The organism is Paenibacillus sp. J23TS9 (assembly GCF_018403225.1).
Taxonomy (GTDB): domain Bacteria; phylum Bacillota; class Bacilli; order Paenibacillales; family Paenibacillaceae; genus Paenibacillus_AQ.
In genome coordinates, this window is sequence record NZ_BOSG01000001.1 from 1206791 (window position 1) to 1230833 (window position 24043).

Sequence of the window (24043 nt, forward strand, 5' to 3'; positions counted from 1 at the left end):
TGCAACCTTGGCATCCTGACTGAAATGGCAGACAACCGCTGAAGGAATCTCCCATTTACCGGCAAAATCAAGCGAATCACATCAGAAAAGGAGACTGCCTTCATGAAGCTGGTTGGAATATCGGGTGCGATCATTGGGAGCAAAACAGCCATCGTCGTACAAAAAGTACTGGAAGAAGTAAAGAAAATTGACCCGGAGATCGAAACGGAGCTGCTGGATATGAAGGAATATGATGTCCAGTTTTGTGACGGACGTGATCCGTCTGCTTATACCGGTGATACCAAGAAAGTGATCGACAGCGTCATTTCCAGTGACTTTTGTCTGATCGGAACACCTATTTATCAAGCCTCGATGTCAGGTGTGTTGAAGAATTTGTTTGACCTGATTCCGACATCGGCATTACAGCAAAAGGTGATCGGATTCGTTGCTACCGGCGGGACATATCAGCACTATCTTGTCATTGAAAATCAGCTGAAGCCGATTGCGGGTTTCTTCCGATCTTACGTGGCACCGGGCTATGTGTATGTGCATGATGATCATTATAATGAATTTAAGGAAATTAATGACCCGGATGTACTGGAAAGAATCCAGAGACTTGCGTCAGAGCTCGTATTTATGCAGAAACGTTTGAAAACGGCCGAATAATTGAGGCTACATATCGCTGTTCTTCTGTAAAAGACCTGATCAATGATTTGATCGGGTCTTTTTTTGTCGTATAATGAAATAGAAGTTTCATAGATTTGTAGATTCATCGTGTCGAAGATATGTAATTCAATGTTTTCATATGGAGTCGACAAGGGAGAGAGGTGAACGCATATGCGTAAATATGTGGTCACTTTTATAGTGGCCGTTCTAATTATAGCAGGAGGTTTCCTCGCATGGGACAAATACCGGACACCTGCTGCCGATGGAGAGGTTGTGGAGAAAACACCCGCGCTCTCGCCGCAGAAGAGTAGTCAGCCGGAAACATCCGTTTCTTCTGCAGTTAAAGGAACCGTGAGTGAAAGCACAACAAAGAATCAGGGCAGCCAGACTAGCAGTAATCAGCCAAAATCCGGTGAAGCTGGCAAGTCAACCGGTCAAACGCAAACGGCGAAAAATGTGAATTCTAAAAATACGGATTCCAAACCATCTGCGGGTTCCAAATCGGATTCAGAGGCTTCAGCGAAAGGTTCCAGTAAAACGGGCGGGAAAAAGGAATTTGTCAACACATACAGCGTAGAGCATGTCGTTTCGAATCCGGAAAGTACGAATGTATTGGTGAACAAAACCTACCGACTTCCTGCAGGTTATGTGCCGCCAGACCTGGTATACCCGAATGTACCATTCACTTTCTCAGAAAAGGTCGACAAACGCAAAATGCGTAAGGAAGCTGCGACTGCACTTGAAAAACTGTTCGCAGGTGCTAAAAAAGACGGTGTAAGCTTGGCGGGTGTGTCCGCCTACCGTTCAGAATCCCGTCAAACCACGTTGTATAATAACTATGTTAAGCGTGACGGAGTAAAAGCTGCCGATACGTATAGTGCCCGTCCGGGTCACAGCGAGCATCAGACGGGTCTGACCATTGACGTGTCGGGGAGCACCGGCAAATGTGCTGCAGAAAGCTGTTTCGCAGGAACCAAAGAAGCCAAATGGCTGGCAAGTCATGCGCATGAATATGGCTTTATCGTCCGTTATCCGGAAGGTAAGGATTCGATTACAGGCTACAAATATGAACCTTGGCATCTACGTTATATCGGGACCAAGATTGCTCAAACGGTTGCTAGCCGCTCGACCACGTTGGAGCAATATTTTGGAAGCTCGATTCCAGTGTCCAAATAAAGCCTAAATCAAGGTATACTTGATAAATAGGATTGCAATGTAACGCAGGATAGACGGCCGCGCAATGAATGTGCGAAGCTCGATATCCTGCTCTTTGCTGTGATGAAGAGCATTACGTACTTGAGCGATTTGCCTTTTTACCGGTTGATGTGTACGATTTATGCAGTAGAAAGAACTACCTAATATCATAACTTTATAATATATCCATGAAGGGTCGTGCAGGATTAATGGATTCTGAATTCAATATTAAATTAACCTCTCTATCAAGCAAAGGAGGATGTGGCTGCAAGATCGGTCCCGCCGATTTGAGCCAGGTACTTCGTAATCTTCCGCCGGCAGAGCCGAATCCTAACCTGCTGGTTGGTTTGGATACGAGTGATGATGCAGGCGTGTACAAGCTGAATGACGAGTTGGCACTGGTGCAAACGCTAGATTTTTTCACACCTATTGTTGATGATCCGTATTCTTTTGGGCAAATTGCCGCAGCGAATGCGATCAGTGATATTTATGCAATGGGCGCCAAGCCTTTAACGGTATTAAATATTGTGGCATTTCCGATTTCCACACTTGATAAACGTATTTTGTCCGAGATTTTACGCGGAGCAGGAGATAAAGTGAAGGAAGCTGGAGCGACCTTGGTAGGCGGACACTCTATTGACGACAAAGAGCCCAAATTCGGTTTAGCGGTCACAGGTCTTGTCCATCCTGATAGAGTACGCAGTAACGCCGGAGCCAAGGTAGGCGATAAGATCGTCCTGACCAAGCCGATTGGCGTAGGCATCATGACGACGTCCATTAAAAACGATAAGCTTTCAGCTGAAGAAATTGCACGAGTAACCCAGGTGATGTCGACTCTGAACAAAAAAGCAGCTGAAGTCATGGAAAACTATGATGTTCATGCCTGCACAGACGTGACCGGCTTCGGGTTGATGGGGCATTCGTTGGAAATGGCTAAGGGCAGCGGAGTGGAAATCCTTATTCGCAAGGATGATGTACCTGTACTTCCACGAGTCCGTGAGTTGGCAGAACAGGGGCTGGTACCCGGCGGATCCAAAAACAACTATAACCATGTTGAGGATAGTGTTCATTTCCCTGATCAGATGGATCAGATCGACCGCTGGATTCTATGTGATGCCGTCACTTCAGGTGGACTGCTGATCTCGGTAAGCGCAGACCAGGCTGAAGCATTGCATCAGGAGATGGTAAGCGCGGGTGTGGAAGCCAAAATTATCGGTGAAGTTACAGCCAGTGGTAACGGACAAATTGTGATCGAGTAGGGAGTGCCTTATGTTTCAAGACATATCGATAGAGAAGCTAAATGAACTTCGAGCAAAAAATGAAATGACTGTCATTGATGTCAGGTCACCATCCGAATTCGCGGATTCCACGATACCGGGCAGCATCAATATACCATTTTTCACAGATGAAGAACGGGCCGAGATCGGCACGCTTTATAAACAAGTCAGCACACAAACAGCTAAAGAGCGGGGCCTGGAGATCATGTCTGCCAAGCTGCCTGCATTTGTAAAACGTTTTGCAGAAATTAAAGGAAATAAAACCGTCTTTTGCTGGCGCGGTGGTATGCGAAGCAGAACGACGGCAACGGTCCTTTCACTCATGGGTATTCATGTCTACCGCCTCGATGGAGGTTATCGCTCATTCCGGAAATGGGTCGTTGAGACGTTAGGTATGATGGATTTTGCCCCGAAGGTCTTTGTACTTCATGGTAATACGGGAACCGGAAAAACCGAAATTCTCAAAGTGTTGAAGGGGAAAGGATATCCGGTTGTCGATTTGGAAGGTTTGGCGGGTCACAGAGGTTCTATTTTCGGCGAGATTGGACTGAAGAGCAATAATCAGAAGACCTTTGATTCGCTCCTTTTAGAGGAGATCCTCCGCTATCGTGACAAGCCATACATTCTGATTGAAGCGGAAAGCAAGCGTATTGGAAAAGTGGTACTGCCCGAGTTCCTGGTTGATAAAAAAGAACAGGGAACACATATTATGCTTGAAGCTCCTACGGCCTTGCGGGTGACGAACATTTTGAACGATTACCGACCAAAAGAACATAAGGAACAGAGCTTAAAGGCTTTTCATCAGATCAAATCGCGGATTCATACGCCCACCGCCCAAGAAATTGAGGCAAGCTTGCTGACCTCACAATTCGGCCGTGCCGTTGAGCTTTTACTTGAATCCTATTATGATCCGAGATATGCACACACCTCCCATATGTACGGAGAAGCGTTTGATCAGATTCCAGCGATTCAATTCAAGACGATTGAAGAAGCCGTAGAACTTGTCGAACAGCGTATTAAAGAAATGACGAGCCAGATGGAACCTGAGCGAACAATAAAATCCGGCATGTAAAATAAAAGGAGAGCCTTGAAGGCTCTCCTTTTTTATATACCCACAGGGATTCCATGAGTTGTTAGCACGCTAGCTTGCTGAGCCGAATAATCCAGCATGTTGACAAGCTCAGTAGCACAGCGGCTGGGATTATAGGAATCTGTTACCGTTGAATCAAAAGGCATCGAAGTTTGTTGTGATCCGCGCTGCATGTGGATCTTCTCACCGCAGGCAAGCTTGCAGAGCCAATCTTCAATCACATTCTCATTCTTGAGCGCCTCGCCGTAGCCGCGTGTGACAAAATATTCGCGATTCATCTCTTCCTGGCCCGGAAGGGATTCGCAGAACAGCATGGGCAGGCCCTTGGCCAGTGCCTCGGTGCATGTCATTCCGCCCGGCTTAGTAACGAGCAGATCGGACGCGTCCATCCATTTGCTGATTTCTCGCGTGTGACCCATAAGCACAATGTTCTCATGCTGGAATTTCGGATCGTTTTTCATTTTGTCGAGCAGCTTCTGATTGCTGCCGAGACAGAAAACGAGCTGAACATGTTCCTTCCATTTGATCAACTGCTCGGTAAGCTGATTGTTCGAGACCAACCCCCAACCGCCGCCCATGATGAATACCGTAGGCATATTTTTAATGTTCAGCTTTCTTCTGACGGATGCCTTGTCTTCAGTCGACCAGAAATCCGGATGTACCGGAATCCCTGTAACCTGAACATTGCTCGGATAAACGCCCCGATCAAGCAGAAGCTGACGCACGCTGTCCGTTGAAACAAGGAAACGGTCGACCTCGGCATTAATCCACGACGCATGAGCATCATAGTCTGTAATAACCGTATAGAGCGGGATATCTAGCCCGGCTGCTTTTAACCGGGAAATGATATTGGTTGGAATCGGATGCGTACTCACGATTAAGTCAGGTCTTAAGTGCTCGATAATTTCAGCCGTGTGATGATAAAAAAGCCTATGCAGTGCCATCGTGGTCAATTTGCTCAGCGGTTTGTCATGCTGCTTGCGGTAAAGCAACCCGACAAGGCCGGGATTGGTGTGAATCGTTAAACGGTAGGCAGAGAGAATCCAGGGTGCCACGGTAGGATTCAAGAAGGAGCCCAGCTCGATTACTTTGGTCCGAATATTCGGATTCATTCTTTTCATTCCTGCAGCCAGCGCATAACCGGCCTGTGTATGCCCGCTTCCAAAACCTTCAGACAGGATTAACACTCTTTTCTTGCGCATACGTTCACCTTCGATCTTTTATATTGGATGCTCCTTCTTGATGAAGGCAGCTTATGTTCTATGTTTTAACGGGATATATATCCTGTTAAGTATTCAGTGTTCAGTCTTATGTAAGATAACGTAACCCATATAATCAGTGTATGATGGATTATGTATCTTCAAAACGGACCGTGGTCCGGTTTACATGCTGGACTAAGGTCGGGGAACACTGTTTGTTTGGGTATCCTATGTAGTTAGACGATGTGCAAGAAGAAATCCATGCAGGTTTTTTTTAACAATTTCTAAAATGGAGTTTAATGTGATGATTATATTATACTATTAATAGAATAACAGGTATTATCTGTAATTATAAGGAGGCAAATAATGCAAAATGGAAAAGACATGTTAATGACCATGAATGATAATCTCAGAAGAATGCTGCTGATAAGGATGGTTGAACGTGTCGAGCAAGGCTTACTGGAGAAAGGGAATGAAAAATTGGCTGAAGAGCTGATAGGAATCTTAAATGATGTGCAGCGTGAAGAACAAGATCGTTTGGATCGTAAAATCAATGTGCATGTGGTTTTTAGCTCTTCAGGCGCGGGCTCAGTAAAAGTTGCTTTAAGTGAATGTGAAAAAAGGCTGGAGAGCCGAGTCATTCAAGTGGATGATTTTTATTCCTATGGACCGATCTTGCAGCTGCATCTAGAGCAAGGACGACATAAGCGGGAGCGATGGATGATGGAGCGTTTTAATGACCGGATGTATCGTCTATTGGATAGGGAAAACCGAGTTGGGCATTTTTTGAGTAAACTGAGCAGCATTCCGGAGAACCGCCGGATCTATCTCTGGGTTGGCGAGAACGCACATGACCAGGTATCTGCAAGACTAGCCATGTACGCTTTACGCGGTAAAACGAACGACATACATATCCTGAATGTTTCGCAAATGTATAAAGAAGCTGTACACAGGTTCGAACCTAAGCTTGAACCCAAATATGTTGGACATGTTCCCATGGAAGCCTTAACAGAGATGATGATTCAGTTTGAGTCTGCTCAGCCGATCGATGAAAAGACAAAGGAAACATTGGTTAGGGATTGGGAGCAGTTATCAATAACAACAGACACGCTGCGTATTTGGAAGAATGGAGAAATTGTTGGTCTTGAAGAAGACGCTTTTGACGCTGAAATACTCAATACGGTCCGCTCTTTGCAGCGATCGGGAGATAAGGAGAACGTAAAGAACGGTTATGTTAGGGCAGGAGCTGTGGTTTCAGAATTAATTGAACGAAAAATATTTGAAAGTGACAGATATATCGAATACCGATTGTGGCATTTGATCAGCAGCGGTCAGCTTGATTTTAAAGGCATACCGTATGCACTGTATTTGTACAGTGTAAAAATTCCGTGAACGTTGAAAAAAACTGTGATCTGGAGGGGAGCGTTTTAGACGCGTAGAGGAAGTTAACTCCTACCTTTCTTTTCGCGGAATAGCGGATCGGGCATTTAAGTAGCAGTGTCAGCTTTAATTTATTCATCCATCTGACTATAAGGAAAAAGTAGCATCTGCGTTACCCATTTGGCCATATGCTCAGGAGATTCTTGCATTTTCGTTGAAACCCAGTACCGTATGAGACCGATCAACCCGCCTGCATTGTAGGCACAACGGACTTTATCAAGTGAAAATTTCAATAGCTCTTCTTTGATCACCTCATCCAGTTGCTGTGGAAATTGCTTTTCACCAAGCATGACGGAATAGAATTTGAAGTACTCCTGGATATGATTGAAAAAAGCGATCAACGAAGAAATGGGCTGCTGCCGCTCCTCATAATCACGCTGTGCAGCTTCAAGGCTGAACGTGGGGTAACGTATGGCTTCCCGGAGCTTTTCAAGTATGAAATTTGAATTCTGCTCCATCAAATCTGCTTTATCCAGGAAATGCAGATAGAAGGTAGACCGGTTAATACCGGCACGCAGAACAATATCGCGAATAGTAATGGATTCATATTTTTTCTCTGTCATCAGATCATGGAAGGCATTCATAATGGATTTTCTGGTCTTAAGAACACGCGGATTCATAGGGTCGCTCCTTGTGAGTATCTTTGATGGTGGAAATAGACATTTTCGGACAAAATGATGTTTGTACCGTTGTTGCACTAGCGTTACAATCATTATAGACACTCTGTTGTCTAATTCAATGCCATGGGAGGTATATACAATGAAACTTCAAGACAAAGTTACTGTGATCACGGGTGCAGGCTCCGGCATGGGTAAAGAGATGGCACTGCTGTTCGCGCAGGAAGGAGCTAAGCTGGTTCTTGCCGACATTTCGCAAGCCTCATTGGACCAGGTTGTAGCTCAGGTGAAGGAAAACGGCGGAAACGCTGTAGGCGTAATTGCTAACGTTGCTAAAGAAGAAGACGTGCAAAACATGATTGATACCGCTGTGAATACTTATGGATCACTGGATGTACTGGTAAACAACGCAGGCATCATGGATAAAATGACACCGGTTACGGAGCTTACCGACGAGCTGTGGGAAAGAGTGATCGGTGTCAACGCTACCGGTCCAATGCGCGCCATCCGTAAAGCGCTGCCTATCATGATCAAGCAGGGTAAAGGCGTAATCGTCAACACGGCTTCAGTCGGCGGATTATTTGGATCCCGTGCTGGCGCAGCCTACACAGCTTCCAAACATGCTGTCGTCGGTCTGACTAAAAACGTAGGCTTTCAATATGCCGATGCGGGAATTCGCTGTAATGCGATCGCTCCAGGTGGCGTAGAAACAAATATTATGGCTGATGCAGGCGAGATTAACATGGAATCCATTGGCATGAAAAAGGCTATGGCTGGAATAGCTTCGAACCCAAGAAACGGCAAGCCTGAAGAAATTGCCAAAGTGGCATTGTTCCTGGCTTCGGATGATTCGAGCTTTGTGAACGGAACGGTAATTACAGCCGATTCAGGTTGGACTGCTTACTAATACCAATCGGTTTATTCTTTATTGCAGGGCAGTTTCCCCGGATGTACAGCGGAGAAACTGCCCTGTTTGCATGTTATTCTGCTTTATTGAGCCAAGGATTCCGCAGCTGTCGTAGTCTTACGATGGGATTGTACTCTAAAGTATCCAGCACTTACAAGCAGACTTAAGAGAAGATTAAAACCGATCAGGATCTGATAATTATGAGCATAATCAAAATTGAAACCGCCGCCCATGGCAGCCAGCACCCCGCCAAGCTGATGAACCAGCAGCAGAATTCCCGTGTGCAGACCCATATTTTTATCTGTCCCGCCCAGAGACTCTCTGGCTACAAGGATTGCTCCCGGAACAGCTCCAACATAAGTGGCACCAAAGATCAGCGAGAACAAAACAGGCGATACCGGGAAATGGAGTATCAGCAAGGTGAATGCAGCTGTTCTTAGAAGGTATAAAATGGCTAACGCTTTAGTTCTGGAGGTATGATCCAGCAGGAAGGAAAATGTGATGCCACCGAATACCTCGAGCAGGCCAAGCAGACTCATTGCGGATGAGATCATTGCGGTAGAGACATGTGCCTGCTGGTGAATGGCAACCAGGTTCATTTCCACCGTTCCCATACTGATTCCGCAGGTGAGGATACCGAATGCGACAACGAGGTATACCGGATGCCTGAGCATTTTCGTGAATATTCTCATACCCGTAAGCCACTTCGCTGCAGGTTTGTTTGTAGACTCGGATGGGGAAGACATAGCAGTAACGTAATCTTCGTCCTTACTATCCGCTTTTTGATGTTCACGCAGTACAAAAATAATGCAGGGAATAAAGATCAGACTGATCAGAAGCAGCACTTGATAGACCTTAATCCAGTTGAGTCCTTCCCAAGTGGCAAGAACCGGTACCATTACAGCAAAGCCAAGAGATGTTGAGCTTCCGAGTACAGCCAAAGCCTTGGCCCGGTGATGCCTGAACCAGCTTGTAATCAAAACATAGCTGGTAGAAGCCCCCAGACCGACAAATCCCGCGAATAATCCATTTCCGATAAAATAGCCGAGCTCATTTTGAAGGGTCAGTACAGTGATGATCGAAAGGATTTGACAGCTGCACACGAGCACCATCACCTTTTTGACCCCGAATCGGTCCACAAGCAGCCCGCCAAGCGGTGCACACAACGCGCCGATAAATGTCGCAACCGACCAGGTCGTACCCAGAAAATTTCTCCCTACACCAAGACTAGATGTAATCTCCCCCTGGTAATATGAAATGACGAACCGGCTCAGTGATCCGGCAAAGCCGAAGCACCATAGAAATATCAGCAAAAACCAGGCATATTTTTTCTCTCTCCACAGCATGGACAATCTCCCTCCGTCGTGTTTGCATCCCTAGCATTGAGTTCTTTTTTTGCCAGTATACAATGATTTGACCTGGCTTTAACCAGCCAATTGGCAGAATATTCCCCAAACCAATTCGGATTGCATATATAATGTCAGCAGAGGGGAGGGAACGTGGTGAATTGGAAGCCAGAGCATTCGAGCGAGATGCCTATGTATAAACAAATCTATATCCATTTTGAGAACCAAATCCGGAGCGGAACGCTTCAAAGCGGAGCTAGGCTGCCAACCGAGCGGGATCTAGCCCGCAAGCTATCTGTCAATCGAAGTACAGTCACAACGGCTTATGACGAGCTTCGATCATCGGGATTAATTGAATCACGTCAGGGAAGTGGTACACGTGTGAGTGGTTTCATGTGGGAGACGAAACCGATCAGACAACCTCATTGGCAGCGATATAACCGCAGAGTGGTGTATGACACATCCGAACCGATACGTAACCTGGTACATCAATCACTTGGTCATCAAGAGATCATCCATATGATCCGAGGGGAACTGTCTCACGATCTGATGCCGCTGTCATTGCTGCATAAGGCTTCACAGCAGCTGAACTATGATGTTCCCTTCAGTTATTTCGAAGATTGGCGAGGGGATGTGCAGCTCAGGGAAACTCTAGCCCGGTTCTTGTCTGCGCGAATGGATATTCATTCGGATTCCGCAAATATCCTGGTCACAAGCGGCGTTAAGCATGCTCTCTCTCTGATTGCCCGGACACTGCTGCAGCCTGGGGATGCCATTGCGGTCGAGGGTCCGTCCTACTTATATTCGATGCAGGTCTTTGCAGAGGAGGGGCTGCGCATGGTCAAACTGGAGGTTGATGAGGAGGGCTTGATTCCTGAGCAGCTGCCAACACTTTATCAGCAGTTTGGCGTACGCATGGTATTCACCAATCCCACTTATCAAAATCCGACGGGTACCACATTGCCCACATCGCGACGTCACAAACTTCTGGAAATATGCGAGCAGCTCAATATTCCACTTGTTGAAGATGATCCTTACAGTCTCCTTCATTTCAGTAATACATCGCCGGGGGTTCCCGCTATCAAATCCATGGATCAGAAAAGTCAGTACGTCATTTATATAGGTACCCTTTCCAAAATATCGACACCCGGTATGAGAATTGGATACGTTTCCGCTCCTGAACAAGTCATTCGAAGGCTGGCGGAGGCAAAAAACCGTATGGGCTACAGCACAAGTCATATGGGGGAGCGTTTGGCATATTATTTTTTGAATGAGGAGGGCTTGGATACACATTTGGATAGGGTAAGAAGGGAACTGTCCAGAAGAAGGGAATACATGCTGCAGGCCATACAGCGTGAGGCTGGAGAGTATCTGGAGCTTATCGCGCCTGATGCGCCTGCCGGTGGATATTATCTCTGGCTTCGTTTGAAAGATGAACATGCTTTCGTTTCTGAGAAGGCTTGGATCGAAAAGGCTATTCAGTACGGGGTAAGCTTCTATCCTGGATCGGTGTTCGGCGAAGGAGGAAGCAAACTGCGATTAACCTATGCGTCCATTGGCATCGAAGAGATTGAAGAGGGGATCAAGCGATTAGGCCGTCTGCTGCGGGAAATATCCGGGAATCCAATCGGATAAAAAAACAGCGCCGTCGTCTGTGCCTTTTCGGCACCACGATCGGCGCTGTTCCGCTTTTTTGTTGGCGACTACCTGAGTCATTGGTTTTCGGCTCCATGATATTCGGCCTCCGAGGACCGGTGTAGATTGATTGGCCTGAGCGGATTTCGCTGGCTTATATGGCTTTGATTTTTTCATTGAAATCTCCCCTTTACTAAAGTTACGGTTTCAGCATAAAACATTTTAAACATGAACTCAAGTAAACTGCGTAAAATGAAAGGGTATGCTATAATAATTTTGGTTTAAATTGGAAAATGGGAGGTTGAAAAGATGAAACGCGGCAAGATATCTACAAGACAAGCCCAAAAGCGGATTTCCACAAAAACGGTGGCCAAAACCGTTCTGGCAAGTACCATTGGGTTGAGTCTTCTTCAGATTCCGGTATGGGCAGCTGCCTCCACGATAAGCGGAACTGGATTCGCGGTAGTCAAGGAGAGCAACGTTGTTACCAATACCCAGACATCAGGAGAAAATGCAAAGATCACGAAGGAGCAAGCAGAGCAAAAAATGATTGCATTGTTTCCGGCACTTAAAGATGCCAAACTGGAAAATTCCAGTTATTCGGAAACGGAAAACATGCCTGGTCATCAATCCGAATGGATGTTCAACTGGACCATTACGAAAGGCAACACCACGTACGGCATGAGCACAGGAGTCGACGCAGTGACCGGCGATGTACTCAGCTATTATCAGCCATATAATCTTTCCGCTGAAGAAAATGCTTATTATCCAGCAGAAATCACGAAGGAAAAGGCCGATAAATTAGCCAGGGATTTTATCGCGCAAGCTGCTCCATCCCTGAAAGCCGGAGAGTTGATTAATTCTACTGGTTTGACATATAACACCTCCAAAGCGTTATTTGGACCCGTTACATACAATTTTAATTATAATATCAAAATAAACGGCGTCCCTTCTGATGGAGAATACATTAATATTGGCATTGACGGCAAAGGCCGGATATTCAGTTACAATCGTTCAGCTACGGATATCCAAAAGTACCCTTCACCTAAACCGTCCATATCACAATCCGAAGCTGTAAACGCGTACAAGCAGGATCTGTCCCTTACATTGGCCTATGTACCTTTTAATGATTTTTTCGCCTCTCCCAATTCGAAAATGGACTGGAAGCTAGCATACATACCGGCTCCTTACCTGAGCGCAATGGATGCCCTTACGGGTAAAAGATTGAACTCTATTACGAGATCCGAAACGACGGTACCCAAGGCATTGGAATATACGGCGCTTCCGGCGTCTTCGAATTCCTTTAAAGCACATCAGGGCAAGACATTAACATCGAAGGAAGCGCAGCAGCTTTTTGCCGACTTTGCACCTTCGGGTAAGGATTACACATTGTCCACTAACCTTTCAAATTACTGGATGGATGCGAGCAAGCAGGTTTGGAATCTAAACTGGGATAACCGCAGCGTGATGGGTATGGGGAACGACAGTATCCATATGATGGTGGATGCCGATACCGGGCAGCTTATCAATTATAATATCGCGATATATTCTATGGGCATGAACAACGCTGAAGATTCGAAAAGCAGCAAGGAATCAAAGAGCAGTACAGCCGTTATTTCAGAGTCGAAAGCCCGTGAAAAAGCGATTGACCTGGTTTCCCGCTACTATCCTGAGGCAGCCAAAGTACTTAGACTTTCCAATGAGTCATCAACAGACAAGACGGATGGCAAAACCTCTTATAGATTTGTATTCCAGCGGTTCTACAAGGATCTTCCGGTGTATAGCCAGCAGGTAACGGTCGCTATGGATGGCAGCGGCAAGCTCCTGTCCTACAACATGGGTTCTTTACTCTCTGAAGGCTTTGAAAAAGAACTGAATTCCCTTACGGCGAAAGTTACGCTTGAGGACGCTCTCCGTACGTACAAGGAAGCTCTGGGGGCCGAGCTGAGATATACCGCAGACGGAGGTTACTACACGGAGACCAGATACTTGGAACCAACCGTATCACTCAGTTACGTGCCCACATTCGATGGTGAACGTTCCCTTCCATTCCTGAATGCCGTTACAGGCAAAAGTGAATTGTATGGCTCCTCTACAACCAAGGATAAGGGAGACCCAGCTAACCTGCCGTCGGATGTTGTTTCTCACAGCGCAAGCAAGGATCTTGCCATACTTCTTGATTACAACGTCATTACTCCGGGGAGTGATGGCCTGCTCCACCCGGATGCGGAGCTGTCTTACGGGGATATGATGAATATGTTCTCAAAAGCGGTCATGCCGGATCAAAATTATTATGATTCAGGCCGACTAGGTACGCAGTATAAGGATGTTGCCGCAGATAGTCCATATGCCCAGGCAACTCAGCTGTTCACTGACCGCGGATGGCTCCGGAATACAAAGTCCAGCGAGCTTCATCCGGAGCAGAAGCTAACTCGGGAAAAGCTGGCTGATATGATCATCGACATTCTACATTACGACCAACTGTCCAAGTACTATAACGCGGATCCGAAGGTCATGAGCTTGTCCGATGCGGCATCCATACAAAATAAGGGAGCTGTGGAGCTTGTACTGAAGCTCGGACTGATGGCGGCCAAGGATGATAAATTTGATCCTGCAAGAGCGGTTACCAAAGCTGAAGCTGCCCAAATTCTCGTATTGCTTGCCCATCTTCAAGGCAAGGTAGACACACCGATTTCTTACTAATTAACACAGCTGTTTCGGCCGGCTGCGAATCACAGCAGTCGGCTCTTTTTTACAAGATAAGATATGGAGGCAATTGGAAATGCGTTCTGACAGGATGAATCAAAGCTTGTTACGAAGGTTTATTGGAGTTATTTCTGTATTCTTGTTTATCGGCATACTTGTCGTTTCATCACTATGGTTTGAAAATCCCCCAAAAGGGAAGGGGACGGGAACACCCAAAACCTCATTCTCGTCTGAACGGGCGTTTGTTCACTTAGCCCATATTGCTGTGGAGCCGCATTCCATTTCTTCACCTGAGCTGGAAAAAGTCAGAACATACATAGTGGACCAATTTAAAAGTCTCGGACTCGTCGTTGAAGTGGAATCTTATCCCATCCAATATAACCGTGGAAATGGTGATGAACATGTTACGCTGAATAACATTATTGCTACTCTCAAAGGCTCTAAAGAAGGCAAAGCATTAATGATGTCCGCCCATTACGATTCAGTCGCCAGGGGTCCAGGTGCGAATGATGATGGAGTGGCCGTTGCTTCGATGATTGAGACTGCTCGTGCCTTGAAGGTTCAAGGTAAGCCGCTTCATGACATCTTGTTTGTGATTACGGATGGGGAGGAAGGGGGATTACTGGGGGCGAAGGAATTTTGGAAGGCTTCCAAGTTCAAAGATCAAGTGGGCATGGTCGCTAACTTTGAAGCTAGGGGTGCAAGCGGTCCATCACTCATGTTTCAAACAAGTAATGAAAACGGCAAGTTGATCCGTGAATTTGCAGCCATTGCACCGCTACCTGTCAGCAATTCGTTTCTGGCGGATATTTACCGTAAGATGCCCAATGATACAGATTTGACCATCTCCTTGGGTGAAGGTATTCCGGGCCTGAACTTTGCTTACGTAGGGAGCTGGGACAAATATCATTCGGCTGAGGACACCATCGATAATGTCTCCAAAGCGACGCTGCAGCATCACGGCGAAAACGCACTTGCAGTAGCGAGCCATTTTGGAACATTGGATCTCAGCGGCCTGAATGCCAAGGATGTTGAATATTTTAATCTCTACGGGAAAATTTTATATTACCCGCAGTCCATTAATCTTCCATTAGCCATTGTGTTGGCGGCGGCTCTTATTATACTGAGCTGGTTATTTGTTAAACGTAAAACCGCACGCCTTAGTAACATTGCTGCGGGAGTGGGATTTGTAACGCTTGGCATTATTCTATCGGCACTTATATCTCTAGGTTTCTATGAATTGCTTCATGTTATCAATGAGCAAATCAACCTGCAGTTTTATCATTTTAGTTTCCTCGTGATTACACTGATCGTACATGTACTGCTCACAATGTATCTGCGCCGGAGTCGGAATGAACTCGAAATGGTCCTTTCAGCTGCATACATGTTCCTCATTCTGGTCTTTGTAATGACCTACTTGATGCCGGGTGCAAGCTATATGTTCAGCCTGCCGCTCGTGGTTCATTCTATAGTTCTTGCTTTTCTGCAGGGATCGAAGAATCCATCGGCAACACTCCGCCGCAGCTGGATGATTATGATTCTCTCCGTTTTACCTGTGCTGCTGTTCATGTCTCTGTTCCACCTGCTGTTCATGGCGATGCCGCCGATTGTTAATGTGGTCTGCGCTGTGCTGTTCTCGCTGAACCTGTGTATGATTTATCCGCTGATCCGGAATATCTCAGATCTGTTCAAGGAGAATAAAGGTATCAGGAGAGCAGATCCACTACGGATAGAATTGTAATATGGTAAGATTCCAAGCCACCTGTAAAGGTGGCTTTTTTTCTGTTTACATCAATCAATGTGTTTATTATTGATATATGGATCTATCAGAAATAAAATATAATCATATGCTTATATTCTATTTTAATATTCAGGTAGGTTAGGAGGTTCGCTGATGGATCAGATTATGGATGCTGCGGAGAAGCTGAAGCTTCTTGGCGATAAAACCCGGCTTACCATACTTTGCTTGCTAAAAGACCGGGAATGGTGCGTTTGTGAGCTTGTTGAGGTATTATCCATTTCCCAGCCCGGAATCAGCCAGCACATGAGAAAACTGAAGTCCCATGGCGTCGTGAATGAGGCCAGAAGAGGGCAGTGGGTCTATTATTCGCTTCGTGTTCAGGACAACCCTTATATTCAGGCAGTGCTTGAGTACATGCCAGGAACAACGGGTACATTATCTTTGCTGAACATGAAGGAGCCGGGACAGATTTGTAAATAAGCCTTATATGCATACGTTCTTTAGAAAACAGAATTGAGGGTCGTCACTTGTTATCCATTATACTTGCTTTCGTTATTTTTATCGTTACGTTAACGTTTGTCATATGGCAGCCGAAGCAGCGTGATTCCAGTCAAGGAAGTGCTGATGGGAGCGCCTTGGGCAATCGTATTCTTTTCCATCGGTATGTATGTGGTCGTATACGGACTTCGTAATGTGGGATTGACGGATCTGCTTGCTGAAGTGATCCGCAGTACGGCGCAGCATGGGGTATTTGCAGCCACGATCTCCATGGGTTTTATTGCCGCTTTCCTGTCCTCGGTCATGAACAATCTGCCTACAGTCATGATAGATGCGTTGGCGATTGATGCGGCTCATGTCACCGGAGCGGTTAAAGATGCTTTGATTTATGCCAATGTGATCGGTTCGGATCTTGGACCGAAAAGTACGCCTATCGGCTCACTTGCAACGTTGCTTTGGCTCCATGTTCTTTCTTCCAAAGGGGTTAAGGTGTCCTGGGGGACTTATTTTAAAACAGGCATCATTTTGACATTCCGACCCTGCTAATTACTCTTATTGGCTTATATCTTGTGCTATAATTGGATATATTTGGGGGTGTATTCATGATGAATCGACAGAGAGCACGGCTTTTTTGGGGCGTTACCATTATCGCTGTTTTTATCCTAGGGTATAGCTTAGCTGCGCCAGTCCCAAAACAACCGGATACGTCATCCGGTGCGAGTAAAATATTGAACGAGGTGAACACCATCCATACGGCCCAAGCGAGCACGTTAAAGATGAATCTCGGCTCCATTACGTATGGTGTGGATGATCACGTAATCAATCTGGTGTTAGATCTTAATCTTAGCCGACATGAAAAAGTCGGTATCACTTTTATGGGGGCGGATCATAAGGGTATCCTTTTCGGCGATATGATTAGCAACTTGAAAGTTGGACATGTTGAAGATGAGACCACCTTTGTGGTGGAGAATAACAGGCTCCTTTTGTGGACGCAAGTACCGGTTCGTTTTCTGGGGGACGGAAATGAAGCCTGGATCGAAATCATGGATAAGGAAACCGGCGAGAAGATTTCGAATCAGAAATTGACGTTTCCGTTTTGAAGACTAGTATTTATTTGAACAGCTTTGCTCATTTGGCCGATTTTCAGTGAAAATGCATCAGTTCGCCCATTTCTGATAGAATGTGTATTACATTTTCCTGATCACTGGAATGAACTTACATAGAAAGAATGTGAATATACACCCATGATTTCATTTCTGCTGACATTAAAGCGTCTTCTAAGCGGTATTTTTCATGCCTTCAAGCACAAAAATTTTCAAGTTTTATTTGTTGTGATTCTGTTTGTGCTGTTATCGGGCACATTGTTTTATACACGCGAGGAAGGTTTGTCTGTTATCGATGCATTGTATTTCTGCATTGCGACCCTAAGTACGGTAGGACATCCCGATTTTGTACCTCAGACGGCCTTCGGTAAAATTTTCACCATGATTTATATCGTCGTGGGTACAGGCTTGTTCATGGGACTAATGGGATATATCGCTTATGGCGTGGTAAAGAGCAGCCAGAGGGAAGATAAAGAGGAGAAGGATAAGAACGAAAAGAACGGCAAGGGTGGAAAGAACGAAGATCAAGTTCACCCAGCCTCTGATCCTCAATAGAATATTGCCAAAAAGGATTCATCACGGGCACGTGAGTTTGAAGTGGAAACGGAATGGCTGCCAGGTGGCGGCACGGCCGTTTCTTCTTTTTTTGTCAGATTAACGTCACATATGGGTATGCCAAACCGGTAAAATCCCTGTGATATAATATAATCATGGAATATTACGACGGAAGCAGGTGTCCGGATTTTGAAAAAGGTTGTTGTGATCGGCGGCGGCATTACTGGCTTATCTACTGCTTATTATTTGCAAAAAAACGCCCGTGAGAGCGGTAGTGAAATTCATATTACAGTTGTAGAAGCAAACGAACGGTTAGGCGGCAAAATCAGAACGGTTCAGGACGGGGAATTCACCATGGAAACAGGGGCGGATTCTATCGTAACGCGCAAGACCAATGCTGCAGAATTGATTGAGGAAATCGGGCTGAAGGATCAAGTGGTCTATAATGCGACGGGGATATCCTACATATATTCCGACGGGAAGCTGAAGCAAATTCCGAAGGATGCGGTATTCGGCATTCCAACGAGCATAGAGTCGCTGGCAACGACGGAGCTGGTATCGGCTGAAGGCAAAGTTGAAGCACTAAAAGACTTGTATACGCCGAATGAACGTTTTACCAAAGATGATTCGGTTGGCGACTTTCTGGAAGCCTTTCTGGGAAAAGAAATTGTGGAAAAGCAAATTGGACCGGTATTGTCAGGCGTATATTCTGGTAAGTTGAGCGATCTGACCATCGCCTCCACACTGCCGTATTTAATTGATTACAAAAATGAATACGGAAGCATCATTACAGGGTTATCCGAGAATAAGGCCAAGTTCCAAAGCGGCGGCGGTAAGAAGTTTTTGTCGTTCCAGCAGGGTGTATCAGAGCTGATTGATGGAATTGAAAATCAACTTTCAAATTCCGAGATCATCAAAGGCATTGCTGCAGAGGATTTGAAGCCTTTAGCGAACGGTGGTTATGGTATCACGCTCATGGATGGACGTTTACTTGAGGCCGATGTTGTCGTGATTAGCACGCTGTCCGCTTCAGCACAGAAGCTGTTAAGAAATGCTTCACTGGATGAAGAATTTAGCCAATTCAAGAATAGTTCGCTGATCAGCGTATATATGGCATTTGATGTGCCCGACGAAGAGCTGCCGGCAGATGGAACGGGATTTATCACTTCAGACAGCGAAGATGTAAAATGCAATGCCTGCACATGGACAAGCCGGAAATGGGAGCACACCTCAACAGAAGGCAGGCTGCTCGTCAGACTCTTTTACAAGAGCACCAATCCGCATTATGATGAGCTGGTGAAGCTGACGGAAGATGAGCTGCTTCAGGTCGGTATGCAAGATATTCAAACGAGCCTTGGTATCTCAAGCCAGCCGCTGACCTATGATGTGACCAAGTGGCATGAAATGATGCCGAACTATCATATCATGCATCATCAGATTGTAAAGTCACTGGAAGCGAAGATGGAAGAACTGATGCCGAACGTGCTGCTGGCTGGCTGCTCCTACTACGGGGTCGGTATTCCAGATTGCATCGCGAACGGCGAAGAGACCGCGGCGAAGATCATGCAGATGATTGCTGACTGAACTATGGATAAGGTCCGGACAAACTGTCCGGGCCTTTTTTAATATAACGATTCGTTTGTCGGTATATATCATTCAGGTTTCATCTGATGATATGCTGATTCGATCAATTCTTGCAAGTGTGCGCCCTGTTTTTACTCTAAGCTAATCTTCAATCCATTCCGGTGGAGTACGGTGTTCCGGGTATATAGTAGAAACTATATACCATTTTGAATGATTGCCTTGTTCCTATTGTCAAAAACACACCTAGATATTATACTAACCTTGATTTTATTCATAACGGACTTTTTGTAACGAGTATAACAAATTGAATATGAAAGGAGGAGAAAAGCTTGGATATGCGTATTATCCGGCTGTTTAGACCACCCGTGAATCCGATGCCTTTATATGCGCATACCACCGGTTATAACAAACAGAAATCGATGAAACGGCCGGAAGGTTTTTCGACACATCAGCTGTTATTTTCGAGATCCGGAAAAGGCAGGATCAGCATTACTGGTCATGATGAGTTTGAGCTTGGCCCGATGCAGTATTTATTTCTTCCGGCTGAATTGCCTCATGCATATCATCCTGCGGGCGACGAGGATTGGGTTGTTGGGTATATTTCATTTTCCGGTACCCGGATATCTCCCTTGATGGAGCATTTCGGTATAAAACCATGCCTGCCTTATGATTGTCCTGATATTGACCTGGTTTGGTGCACGCTGGATAAGCTGTGGGAGATTGCGGATGCCAATGAAGAAGGAGCAGAATGGGATGGGGCCAAAATTTTGTATGGGCTGTTTCTGGATATGGAGAGGATGAAGAGTACGAATCCGCTAGAAAACGAAGTGCCTGTGCCAGTAGATTCCGATCCTGCTGGTGTCGTCGTCCGGCAAACTGCGAAGTATTTAAATGAGCATTACAATGAAAATATCTCATTATCCAATGTTGCCCAGTCTCTCGGCTATACTCATCAATACCTGAATCGGCTGTTCCGGCAGACGTATGGTCTGAGTATGCTGCAGTATGTCCAGAAAATACGGCTCGGGAAAGCGATTGACTTGATGAAGTCTGAGGCAGGCATGCCAGTGAAGGACATCGCCAAGTATGTCGGCATGGAAACCAATTATTTTATCCGCATGTTCAGAAAGGCCACAGGCAAGACACCTGATCATTATCGGAAAGAAGTGCTGCAATCACGATAACAAAGCAAAGGGGAATCTTTCAGATGAGTACAAACCGCGGTAAGCGTCCCAATATTCTTTTTATTATGAGTGACGATCATGCAGCTCATGCTATGAGCTGTTATGACAGCAAAATTAATGAAACACCCCATATTGACCGGATTGCTGATGAGGGAATGCGAATGGACAACTGTTTCTGTACGAACGCGATTTGCACACCGAGCCGTGCAAGTATTTTGACAGGTACATATAACCATATCAACGGAGTCAGAACTCTGTCAGACCGTCTGGATGGACGCCAGCTCACCATGCCGAAGCTGCTTCAGGAGAACGGCTATCAAACGGCCATCGTTGGCAAATGGCATTTGGGACATGGGGGAGAGAGTGATCCGACAGGCTTCGATTATTGGAGCGTTCTCCCGGGACAGGGAGATTATCATGATCCGAGTTTTATAGAAATGGGACGCAGTATAACAGAGAAAGGCTATGCGACGGATATCATTACAGACAAGTCGATTGATTGGCTGGAGAAAAGGGATAAGGAACAGCCCTTTTTCCTGATGTGCCACCACAAAGCACCCCATCGGCCATGGATTCCGGATGAAAAGCACGCGCATATGTACGAGGATATCGACATTCCGGAGCCGGAAACGTTCAACGATGATTATTCGAATCGGGCAAGCGCGGCGGAGGCCGCGATTATGCGGATTGACCGTGATTTAACAAAGCGGGATTTGAAAATCGACCCTCCGGAACATCTTGAGGGTGCAGCGCTCAAGAGCTGGAAATACCAGCGGTACATTAAAGATTACTTGCGCTGTGTTGCCTCGGTTGATGACAATGTAGGAAGGCTGCTGGACTATCTGGAAGCGGAGGGCTTACGTGAGGATACGATTGTCATTTATACTTCGGATCAAGGTTTTTTCCTGGGAGATCATGGCTGGTATGACAAGCGGTTTATGTATGAGGAATCCTTGCGTATGCCTTTTGTAATCCGATATCCGCGAGAAATTGAAGCAGGAAGCGTAGATAAGCATATCGTTCTGAATGTGGATTTCGCTTCCTTATTTCTGGATTATGCGGGGATCGAAATTCCAGAATCCATGCAGGGCTATAGCTTCCGCACTATTCTCCAAGGTGAAGATCCGCAGGAATGGCGCAAATCAATGTACTACCGCTACTGGGAGCATTTGTCCGAGCACGGCGTATACGCGCATTACGGCATTAGAACGGATCAATACAAGCTGATTTATTATTACGCGGATGCACTGGGTACAAATGGTTCCGTCGATGAACCGAAGGTACCGGAGTGGGAGCTTTTCGATCTCAAAAAAGATCCGCAGGAAATGATTAACGTGTACAACGACCCGGATTACGAGCATATCGTCGAAGTCATGGAAAAGGAGCTGCATCGTCTTCAGGAAGAAGTGCAGGATGAGCGGTTTATATACGGAGGAAAATAGAATGAAGATAAAACCGTTTGCCAATGGTAAACGGTTTTAATTTAAAAATTAATCCCGATTTTGTCAGAAACCTTCGGTTTCTGAAGTCTATCTAGTAAGTCAACGTTATGAGAGGGGTATCAAGTTGAATCACTTGCAGGAAAAGGCTATGGAATGGGAAGAGATGGAAGATGCAGCATTGGTTAAAGAGGCACAAACCGGAAGTCAGGAGGCGTTTGGTGAACTTGTCCGCAGACATCGGTCCAAGGTATTTGGCTATGCGAGAAGTATGGTACAGGAAGCCCATGCTGCAGAAGATATCGTTCAGGATGCGCTGATCAGAGCTTTTTTACATTTGGGTAAGCTTGTCGATGTCGAGCGATTCCTGCCCTGGATGCATCGGATTGTACGCAACCAAGCCATGACCCTGCTGAAAAAAGAGGGACAAAGACAGGAAAGCACCTTTACCAGTTTGGAGGCGGGTTTGTCCTCTCTCGAGGAACAACCGGAGAAATGGAACCAGCTGGACTACGTGCTGAAACAGGTGAGCCTTTCCATGGATAAGGAGGCAGCGCAGGCTGGCGTTCCGGAAGAACGATTGATGCGCCAGGAAACTCAGCGTGTGCTGTTGAACATTATCGCCTGCCTGAAACCAAGGGAACGGCAGATCTTTGAGTCGCATTTCTTCGATCAGCTGTCACCGCAGGAGATTGCCCGGGAATTCAGCTTATCTTCCGCCAATGTGTATCAAATCCTATCCCGCTCCCGCAGAAAAGTGATTCAGGAACGTATCCGCGTCACCGTTGACTCATACTTACGGACAAGAAGGGATTGGGGAATCATGAGAAAGGTTATTTTATCGGAGGAACAAATACATGGAAAAGGATCTTCTTGGTCAACGGCAGGGAACATGCTGCACACATTAGTGAATACAGCTGGCAAAAAGCATTCGTTAGCCATGGTTATGGGGTTAACGGGACTGGCTTTTCGTATCAACATTCTTCCGGAGAATGTGCATATTGCCGGGCCTACGGCATACGACTTCGCAGAAGTATTCCCAAGAGGGCTACATAATCTGGGTCTGACCTCCCGCGTTGTGGATGGAATGACTCCGCTGATCGGCGTGAACGCAAACTTATTAGATGACTCGGAAAAGAGTGTCAAAGCAATGCAGAAGCGGGATATTCACCAGGCACTTCCGGAAGCCCTGGATTTGATACATCATGCTATGGATCGGGGCTATCCGGTCATGGCCTGGGATCTATGTATTCCGGAGTTCGGGATGGTGTACGGATACGATGATGAACAAAGATGTCTTTATATCAATGAATGCGGTCGCAAGGATACCCTCGCCTATGATCATTTAGGAAGAGGGGTCATGGAAGAGATCTTTGTCCTGGCCGTTGATGCGTCGTTCAATATCGGACTCAAAGATAAGCTTCGAGGTGCTTTTCATATGATCACGCAGCATTATAACGGCACGGAACCCAAAGTTCCAGCTGGAGCAGTTAAAGGACTCGCTGCTTATGATGCGTGGTGCGAAGCTTTCCGCAATCAAACAGTCGAGCCGAATGGAAATGCATACAATATTGTGGTTTTTGGAGACAGCAGAAAATATGCTTCTCAGTTTCTGAAGGAAGTTGCTCTTGCATGGAATGAGCCGGAAGATGCAAGCGGGAATACAGGTGTTTTGCTGGAAGAAGCCGCAGAAACCTATAAGCAGCTTGCCCTTGTATTCGATGAGCTTCACGGGTTATTCCCATATCCTGACGGCGGAAAGCCCAATGATCAGGATTGTTCGCCACAGGCAATCATACTCTTGGAAAAGGCTAAGGAACTAGAAACCAAAGGGGCTGGGCAGATTGAGAGCATTTGGGCAACGATGAATTAATCCTAATAAA

Annotated in this window: 19 protein-coding genes and 2 pseudogenes; 17 read left to right on the top strand and 4 right to left on the bottom strand. The window is 46.0% G+C overall.

The annotated features are described in order from the left end of the window. Window positions 1–102 precede the first annotated feature (102 nt). The 4 genes from KJS65_RS05855 to mnmH all read left to right on the top strand — a co-directional run bounded on the left by KJS65_RS05855 (window position 103) and on the right by mnmH (window position 4188). Window positions 103–645: an NADPH-dependent FMN reductase gene (locus tag KJS65_RS05855; RefSeq protein ID WP_213648977.1), complete on the top strand. Its 543-nt coding sequence runs from the start codon at window positions 103–105 to the stop codon at window positions 643–645. A gap of 171 nt (window positions 646–816) precedes the next feature. Next, window positions 817–1821 (top strand): M15 family metallopeptidase, encoded by a 1005-nt coding sequence (locus KJS65_RS05860; RefSeq protein WP_213648978.1) that lies wholly within the window; start codon window positions 817–819, stop codon window positions 1819–1821. A gap of 227 nt (window positions 1822–2048) precedes the next feature. Beyond that, window positions 2049–3098, top strand: a complete 1050-nt coding sequence (gene selD / locus KJS65_RS05865; RefSeq protein WP_213648979.1) for a selenide, water dikinase SelD — start codon at window positions 2049–2051, stop codon at window positions 3096–3098. Between the two features lie 10 nt (window positions 3099–3108). After that, complete coding sequence (mnmH, locus tag KJS65_RS05870; RefSeq protein ID WP_213648980.1) at window positions 3109–4188, top strand: tRNA 2-selenouridine(34) synthase MnmH; 1080 nt, start codon at window positions 3109–3111, stop codon at window positions 4186–4188. 32 nt (window positions 4189–4220) lie between these two features. On the opposite strand, the gene KJS65_RS05875 is transcribed toward mnmH, so the two are convergent. After that, a complete protein-coding gene (locus KJS65_RS05875; protein ID WP_213648981.1) occupies window positions 4221–5408 on the bottom strand; it encodes an MGDG synthase family glycosyltransferase in 1188 nt (395 codons plus the stop codon). Window positions 5409–5771: 363 nt separating this feature from the next. Between KJS65_RS05875 and KJS65_RS05880 the strand changes: the two genes are divergently transcribed. Further along, window positions 5772–6797, top strand: coding sequence for a DUF1835 domain-containing protein (locus tag KJS65_RS05880; protein ID WP_213648982.1), 1026 nt, complete (start codon window positions 5772–5774; stop codon window positions 6795–6797). A 119-nt stretch (window positions 6798–6916) separates the two neighbouring features. Here the strand turns inward: KJS65_RS05880 and KJS65_RS05885 are convergent, their stop codons facing one another. Beyond that, window positions 6917–7465, bottom strand: coding sequence for a TetR/AcrR family transcriptional regulator (locus tag KJS65_RS05885; protein ID WP_213648983.1), 549 nt, complete (start codon window positions 7463–7465; stop codon window positions 6917–6919). A 139-nt stretch (window positions 7466–7604) separates the two neighbouring features. Here KJS65_RS05885 and KJS65_RS05890 point away from each other — a divergent pair, with 139 nt between their 5' ends. Further along, a complete protein-coding gene (locus KJS65_RS05890; protein WP_213648984.1) occupies window positions 7605–8369 on the top strand; it encodes an SDR family oxidoreductase in 765 nt (254 codons plus the stop codon). Window positions 8370–8452: 83 nt separating this feature from the next. Here KJS65_RS05890 and KJS65_RS05895 read toward each other — a convergent pair whose 3' ends face one another. Continuing rightward, complete coding sequence (locus KJS65_RS05895) at window positions 8453–9715, bottom strand: MFS transporter (RefSeq protein ID WP_213648985.1); 1263 nt, start codon at window positions 9713–9715, stop codon at window positions 8453–8455. A 156-nt stretch (window positions 9716–9871) separates the two neighbouring features. Between KJS65_RS05895 and pdxR the strand changes: the two genes are divergently transcribed. Then, window positions 9872–11350 carry a MocR-like pyridoxine biosynthesis transcription factor PdxR gene (gene pdxR / locus KJS65_RS05900; RefSeq protein ID WP_244864393.1) on the top strand — a complete coding sequence of 493 codons (1479 nt, stop codon included), beginning with the start codon at window positions 9872–9874 and terminating at the stop codon, window positions 11348–11350. Here the strand turns inward: pdxR and KJS65_RS05905 are convergent. Further along, on the bottom strand, window positions 11306–11527 hold the full coding sequence (locus tag KJS65_RS05905) for a hypothetical protein (protein ID WP_213648986.1): 222 nt from the start codon (window positions 11525–11527) through the stop codon (window positions 11306–11308). The two genes, pdxR and KJS65_RS05905, sit on opposite strands and share 45 nt — an antisense overlap. A gap of 132 nt (window positions 11528–11659) precedes the next feature. On the opposite strand from KJS65_RS05905, the gene KJS65_RS05910 reads away from it, so the two are divergent. The 10 genes and pseudogenes from KJS65_RS05910 to KJS65_RS05955 all read left to right on the top strand — a co-directional run bounded on the left by KJS65_RS05910 (window position 11660) and on the right by KJS65_RS05955 (window position 24033). Continuing rightward, window positions 11660–14053: a YcdB/YcdC domain-containing protein gene (locus KJS65_RS05910; RefSeq protein ID WP_213648987.1), complete on the top strand. Its 2394-nt coding sequence runs from the start codon at window positions 11660–11662 to the stop codon at window positions 14051–14053. Between the two features lie 79 nt (window positions 14054–14132). Continuing rightward, window positions 14133–15797, top strand: a complete 1665-nt coding sequence (locus KJS65_RS05915) for a M20/M25/M40 family metallo-hydrolase (RefSeq protein ID WP_213648988.1) — start codon at window positions 14133–14135, stop codon at window positions 15795–15797. Window positions 15798–15950: 153 nt separating this feature from the next. Continuing rightward, window positions 15951–16277 (top strand): ArsR/SmtB family transcription factor, encoded by a 327-nt coding sequence (locus KJS65_RS05920; protein ID WP_213648989.1) that lies wholly within the window; start codon window positions 15951–15953, stop codon window positions 16275–16277. A 129-nt stretch (window positions 16278–16406) separates the two neighbouring features. Continuing rightward, window positions 16407–16873 (top strand): annotated as a pseudogene (locus KJS65_RS05925) (ArsB/NhaD family transporter); the annotation flags it as partial. 24 nt (window positions 16874–16897) lie between these two features. Further along, window positions 16898–17395, top strand: coding sequence for a hypothetical protein (locus tag KJS65_RS05930; RefSeq protein WP_213648990.1), 498 nt, complete (start codon window positions 16898–16900; stop codon window positions 17393–17395). A gap of 144 nt (window positions 17396–17539) precedes the next feature. Next, window positions 17540–17875, top strand: a pseudogene (locus KJS65_RS05935) (potassium channel family protein); the annotation flags it as partial. A 267-nt stretch (window positions 17876–18142) separates the two neighbouring features. After that, the gene (gene hemG, locus KJS65_RS05940) at window positions 18143–19537 is read left to right on the top strand and encodes a protoporphyrinogen oxidase (RefSeq protein ID WP_213648992.1); all 1395 of its coding nucleotides are present in this window, start codon (window positions 18143–18145) and stop codon (window positions 19535–19537) included. A gap of 335 nt (window positions 19538–19872) precedes the next feature. Then, the gene (locus KJS65_RS05945) at window positions 19873–20721 is read left to right on the top strand and encodes an AraC family transcriptional regulator (protein WP_244864556.1); all 849 of its coding nucleotides are present in this window, start codon (window positions 19873–19875) and stop codon (window positions 20719–20721) included. Between the two features lie 23 nt (window positions 20722–20744). After that, on the top strand, window positions 20745–22163 hold the full coding sequence (locus KJS65_RS05950; protein ID WP_213648994.1) for a sulfatase family protein: 1419 nt from the start codon (window positions 20745–20747) through the stop codon (window positions 22161–22163). A gap of 124 nt (window positions 22164–22287) precedes the next feature. Continuing rightward, window positions 22288–24033 carry an RNA polymerase sigma factor gene (locus tag KJS65_RS05955; protein ID WP_244864394.1) on the top strand — a complete coding sequence of 582 codons (1746 nt, stop codon included), beginning with the start codon at window positions 22288–22290 and terminating at the stop codon, window positions 24031–24033. The last annotated feature ends 10 nt before the right edge of the window (window positions 24034–24043 follow it).

Excerpts from the sequence above, each read along its gene's own strand:
- KJS65_RS05855 (WP_213648977.1), top strand. The coding sequence starts at position 103 with ATGAAGCTGGTTGGAATATCGGGTGCGATCATTGGGAGCAAAACAGCC.
- KJS65_RS05860 (WP_213648978.1), top strand. The coding sequence starts at position 817 with ATGCGTAAATATGTGGTCACTTTTATAGTGGCCGTTCTAATTATAGCA.
- selD (WP_213648979.1), top strand. The coding sequence starts at position 2,049 with ATGGATTCTGAATTCAATATTAAATTAACCTCTCTATCAAGCAAAGGA.
- mnmH (WP_213648980.1), top strand. The coding sequence starts at position 3,109 with ATGTTTCAAGACATATCGATAGAGAAGCTAAATGAACTTCGAGCAAAA.
- KJS65_RS05875 (WP_213648981.1), bottom strand. The coding sequence starts at position 5,408 with ATGCGCAAGAAAAGAGTGTTAATCCTGTCTGAAGGTTTTGGAAGCGGG.
- KJS65_RS05880 (WP_213648982.1), top strand. The coding sequence starts at position 5,772 with ATGCAAAATGGAAAAGACATGTTAATGACCATGAATGATAATCTCAGA.
- KJS65_RS05885 (WP_213648983.1), bottom strand. The coding sequence starts at position 7,465 with ATGAATCCGCGTGTTCTTAAGACCAGAAAATCCATTATGAATGCCTTC.
- KJS65_RS05890 (WP_213648984.1), top strand. The coding sequence starts at position 7,605 with ATGAAACTTCAAGACAAAGTTACTGTGATCACGGGTGCAGGCTCCGGC.
- KJS65_RS05895 (WP_213648985.1), bottom strand. The coding sequence starts at position 9,715 with ATGCTGTGGAGAGAGAAAAAATATGCCTGGTTTTTGCTGATATTTCTA.
- KJS65_RS05905 (WP_213648986.1), bottom strand. The coding sequence starts at position 11,527 with ATGAAAAAATCAAAGCCATATAAGCCAGCGAAATCCGCTCAGGCCAAT.
- KJS65_RS05910 (WP_213648987.1), top strand. The coding sequence starts at position 11,660 with ATGAAACGCGGCAAGATATCTACAAGACAAGCCCAAAAGCGGATTTCC.
- KJS65_RS05915 (WP_213648988.1), top strand. The coding sequence starts at position 14,133 with ATGCGTTCTGACAGGATGAATCAAAGCTTGTTACGAAGGTTTATTGGA.
- KJS65_RS05920 (WP_213648989.1), top strand. The coding sequence starts at position 15,951 with ATGGATCAGATTATGGATGCTGCGGAGAAGCTGAAGCTTCTTGGCGAT.
- KJS65_RS05930 (WP_213648990.1), top strand. The coding sequence starts at position 16,898 with ATGATGAATCGACAGAGAGCACGGCTTTTTTGGGGCGTTACCATTATC.
- KJS65_RS05945 (WP_244864556.1), top strand. The coding sequence starts at position 19,873 with ATGCGTATTATCCGGCTGTTTAGACCACCCGTGAATCCGATGCCTTTA.
- KJS65_RS05950 (WP_213648994.1), top strand. The coding sequence starts at position 20,745 with ATGAGTACAAACCGCGGTAAGCGTCCCAATATTCTTTTTATTATGAGT.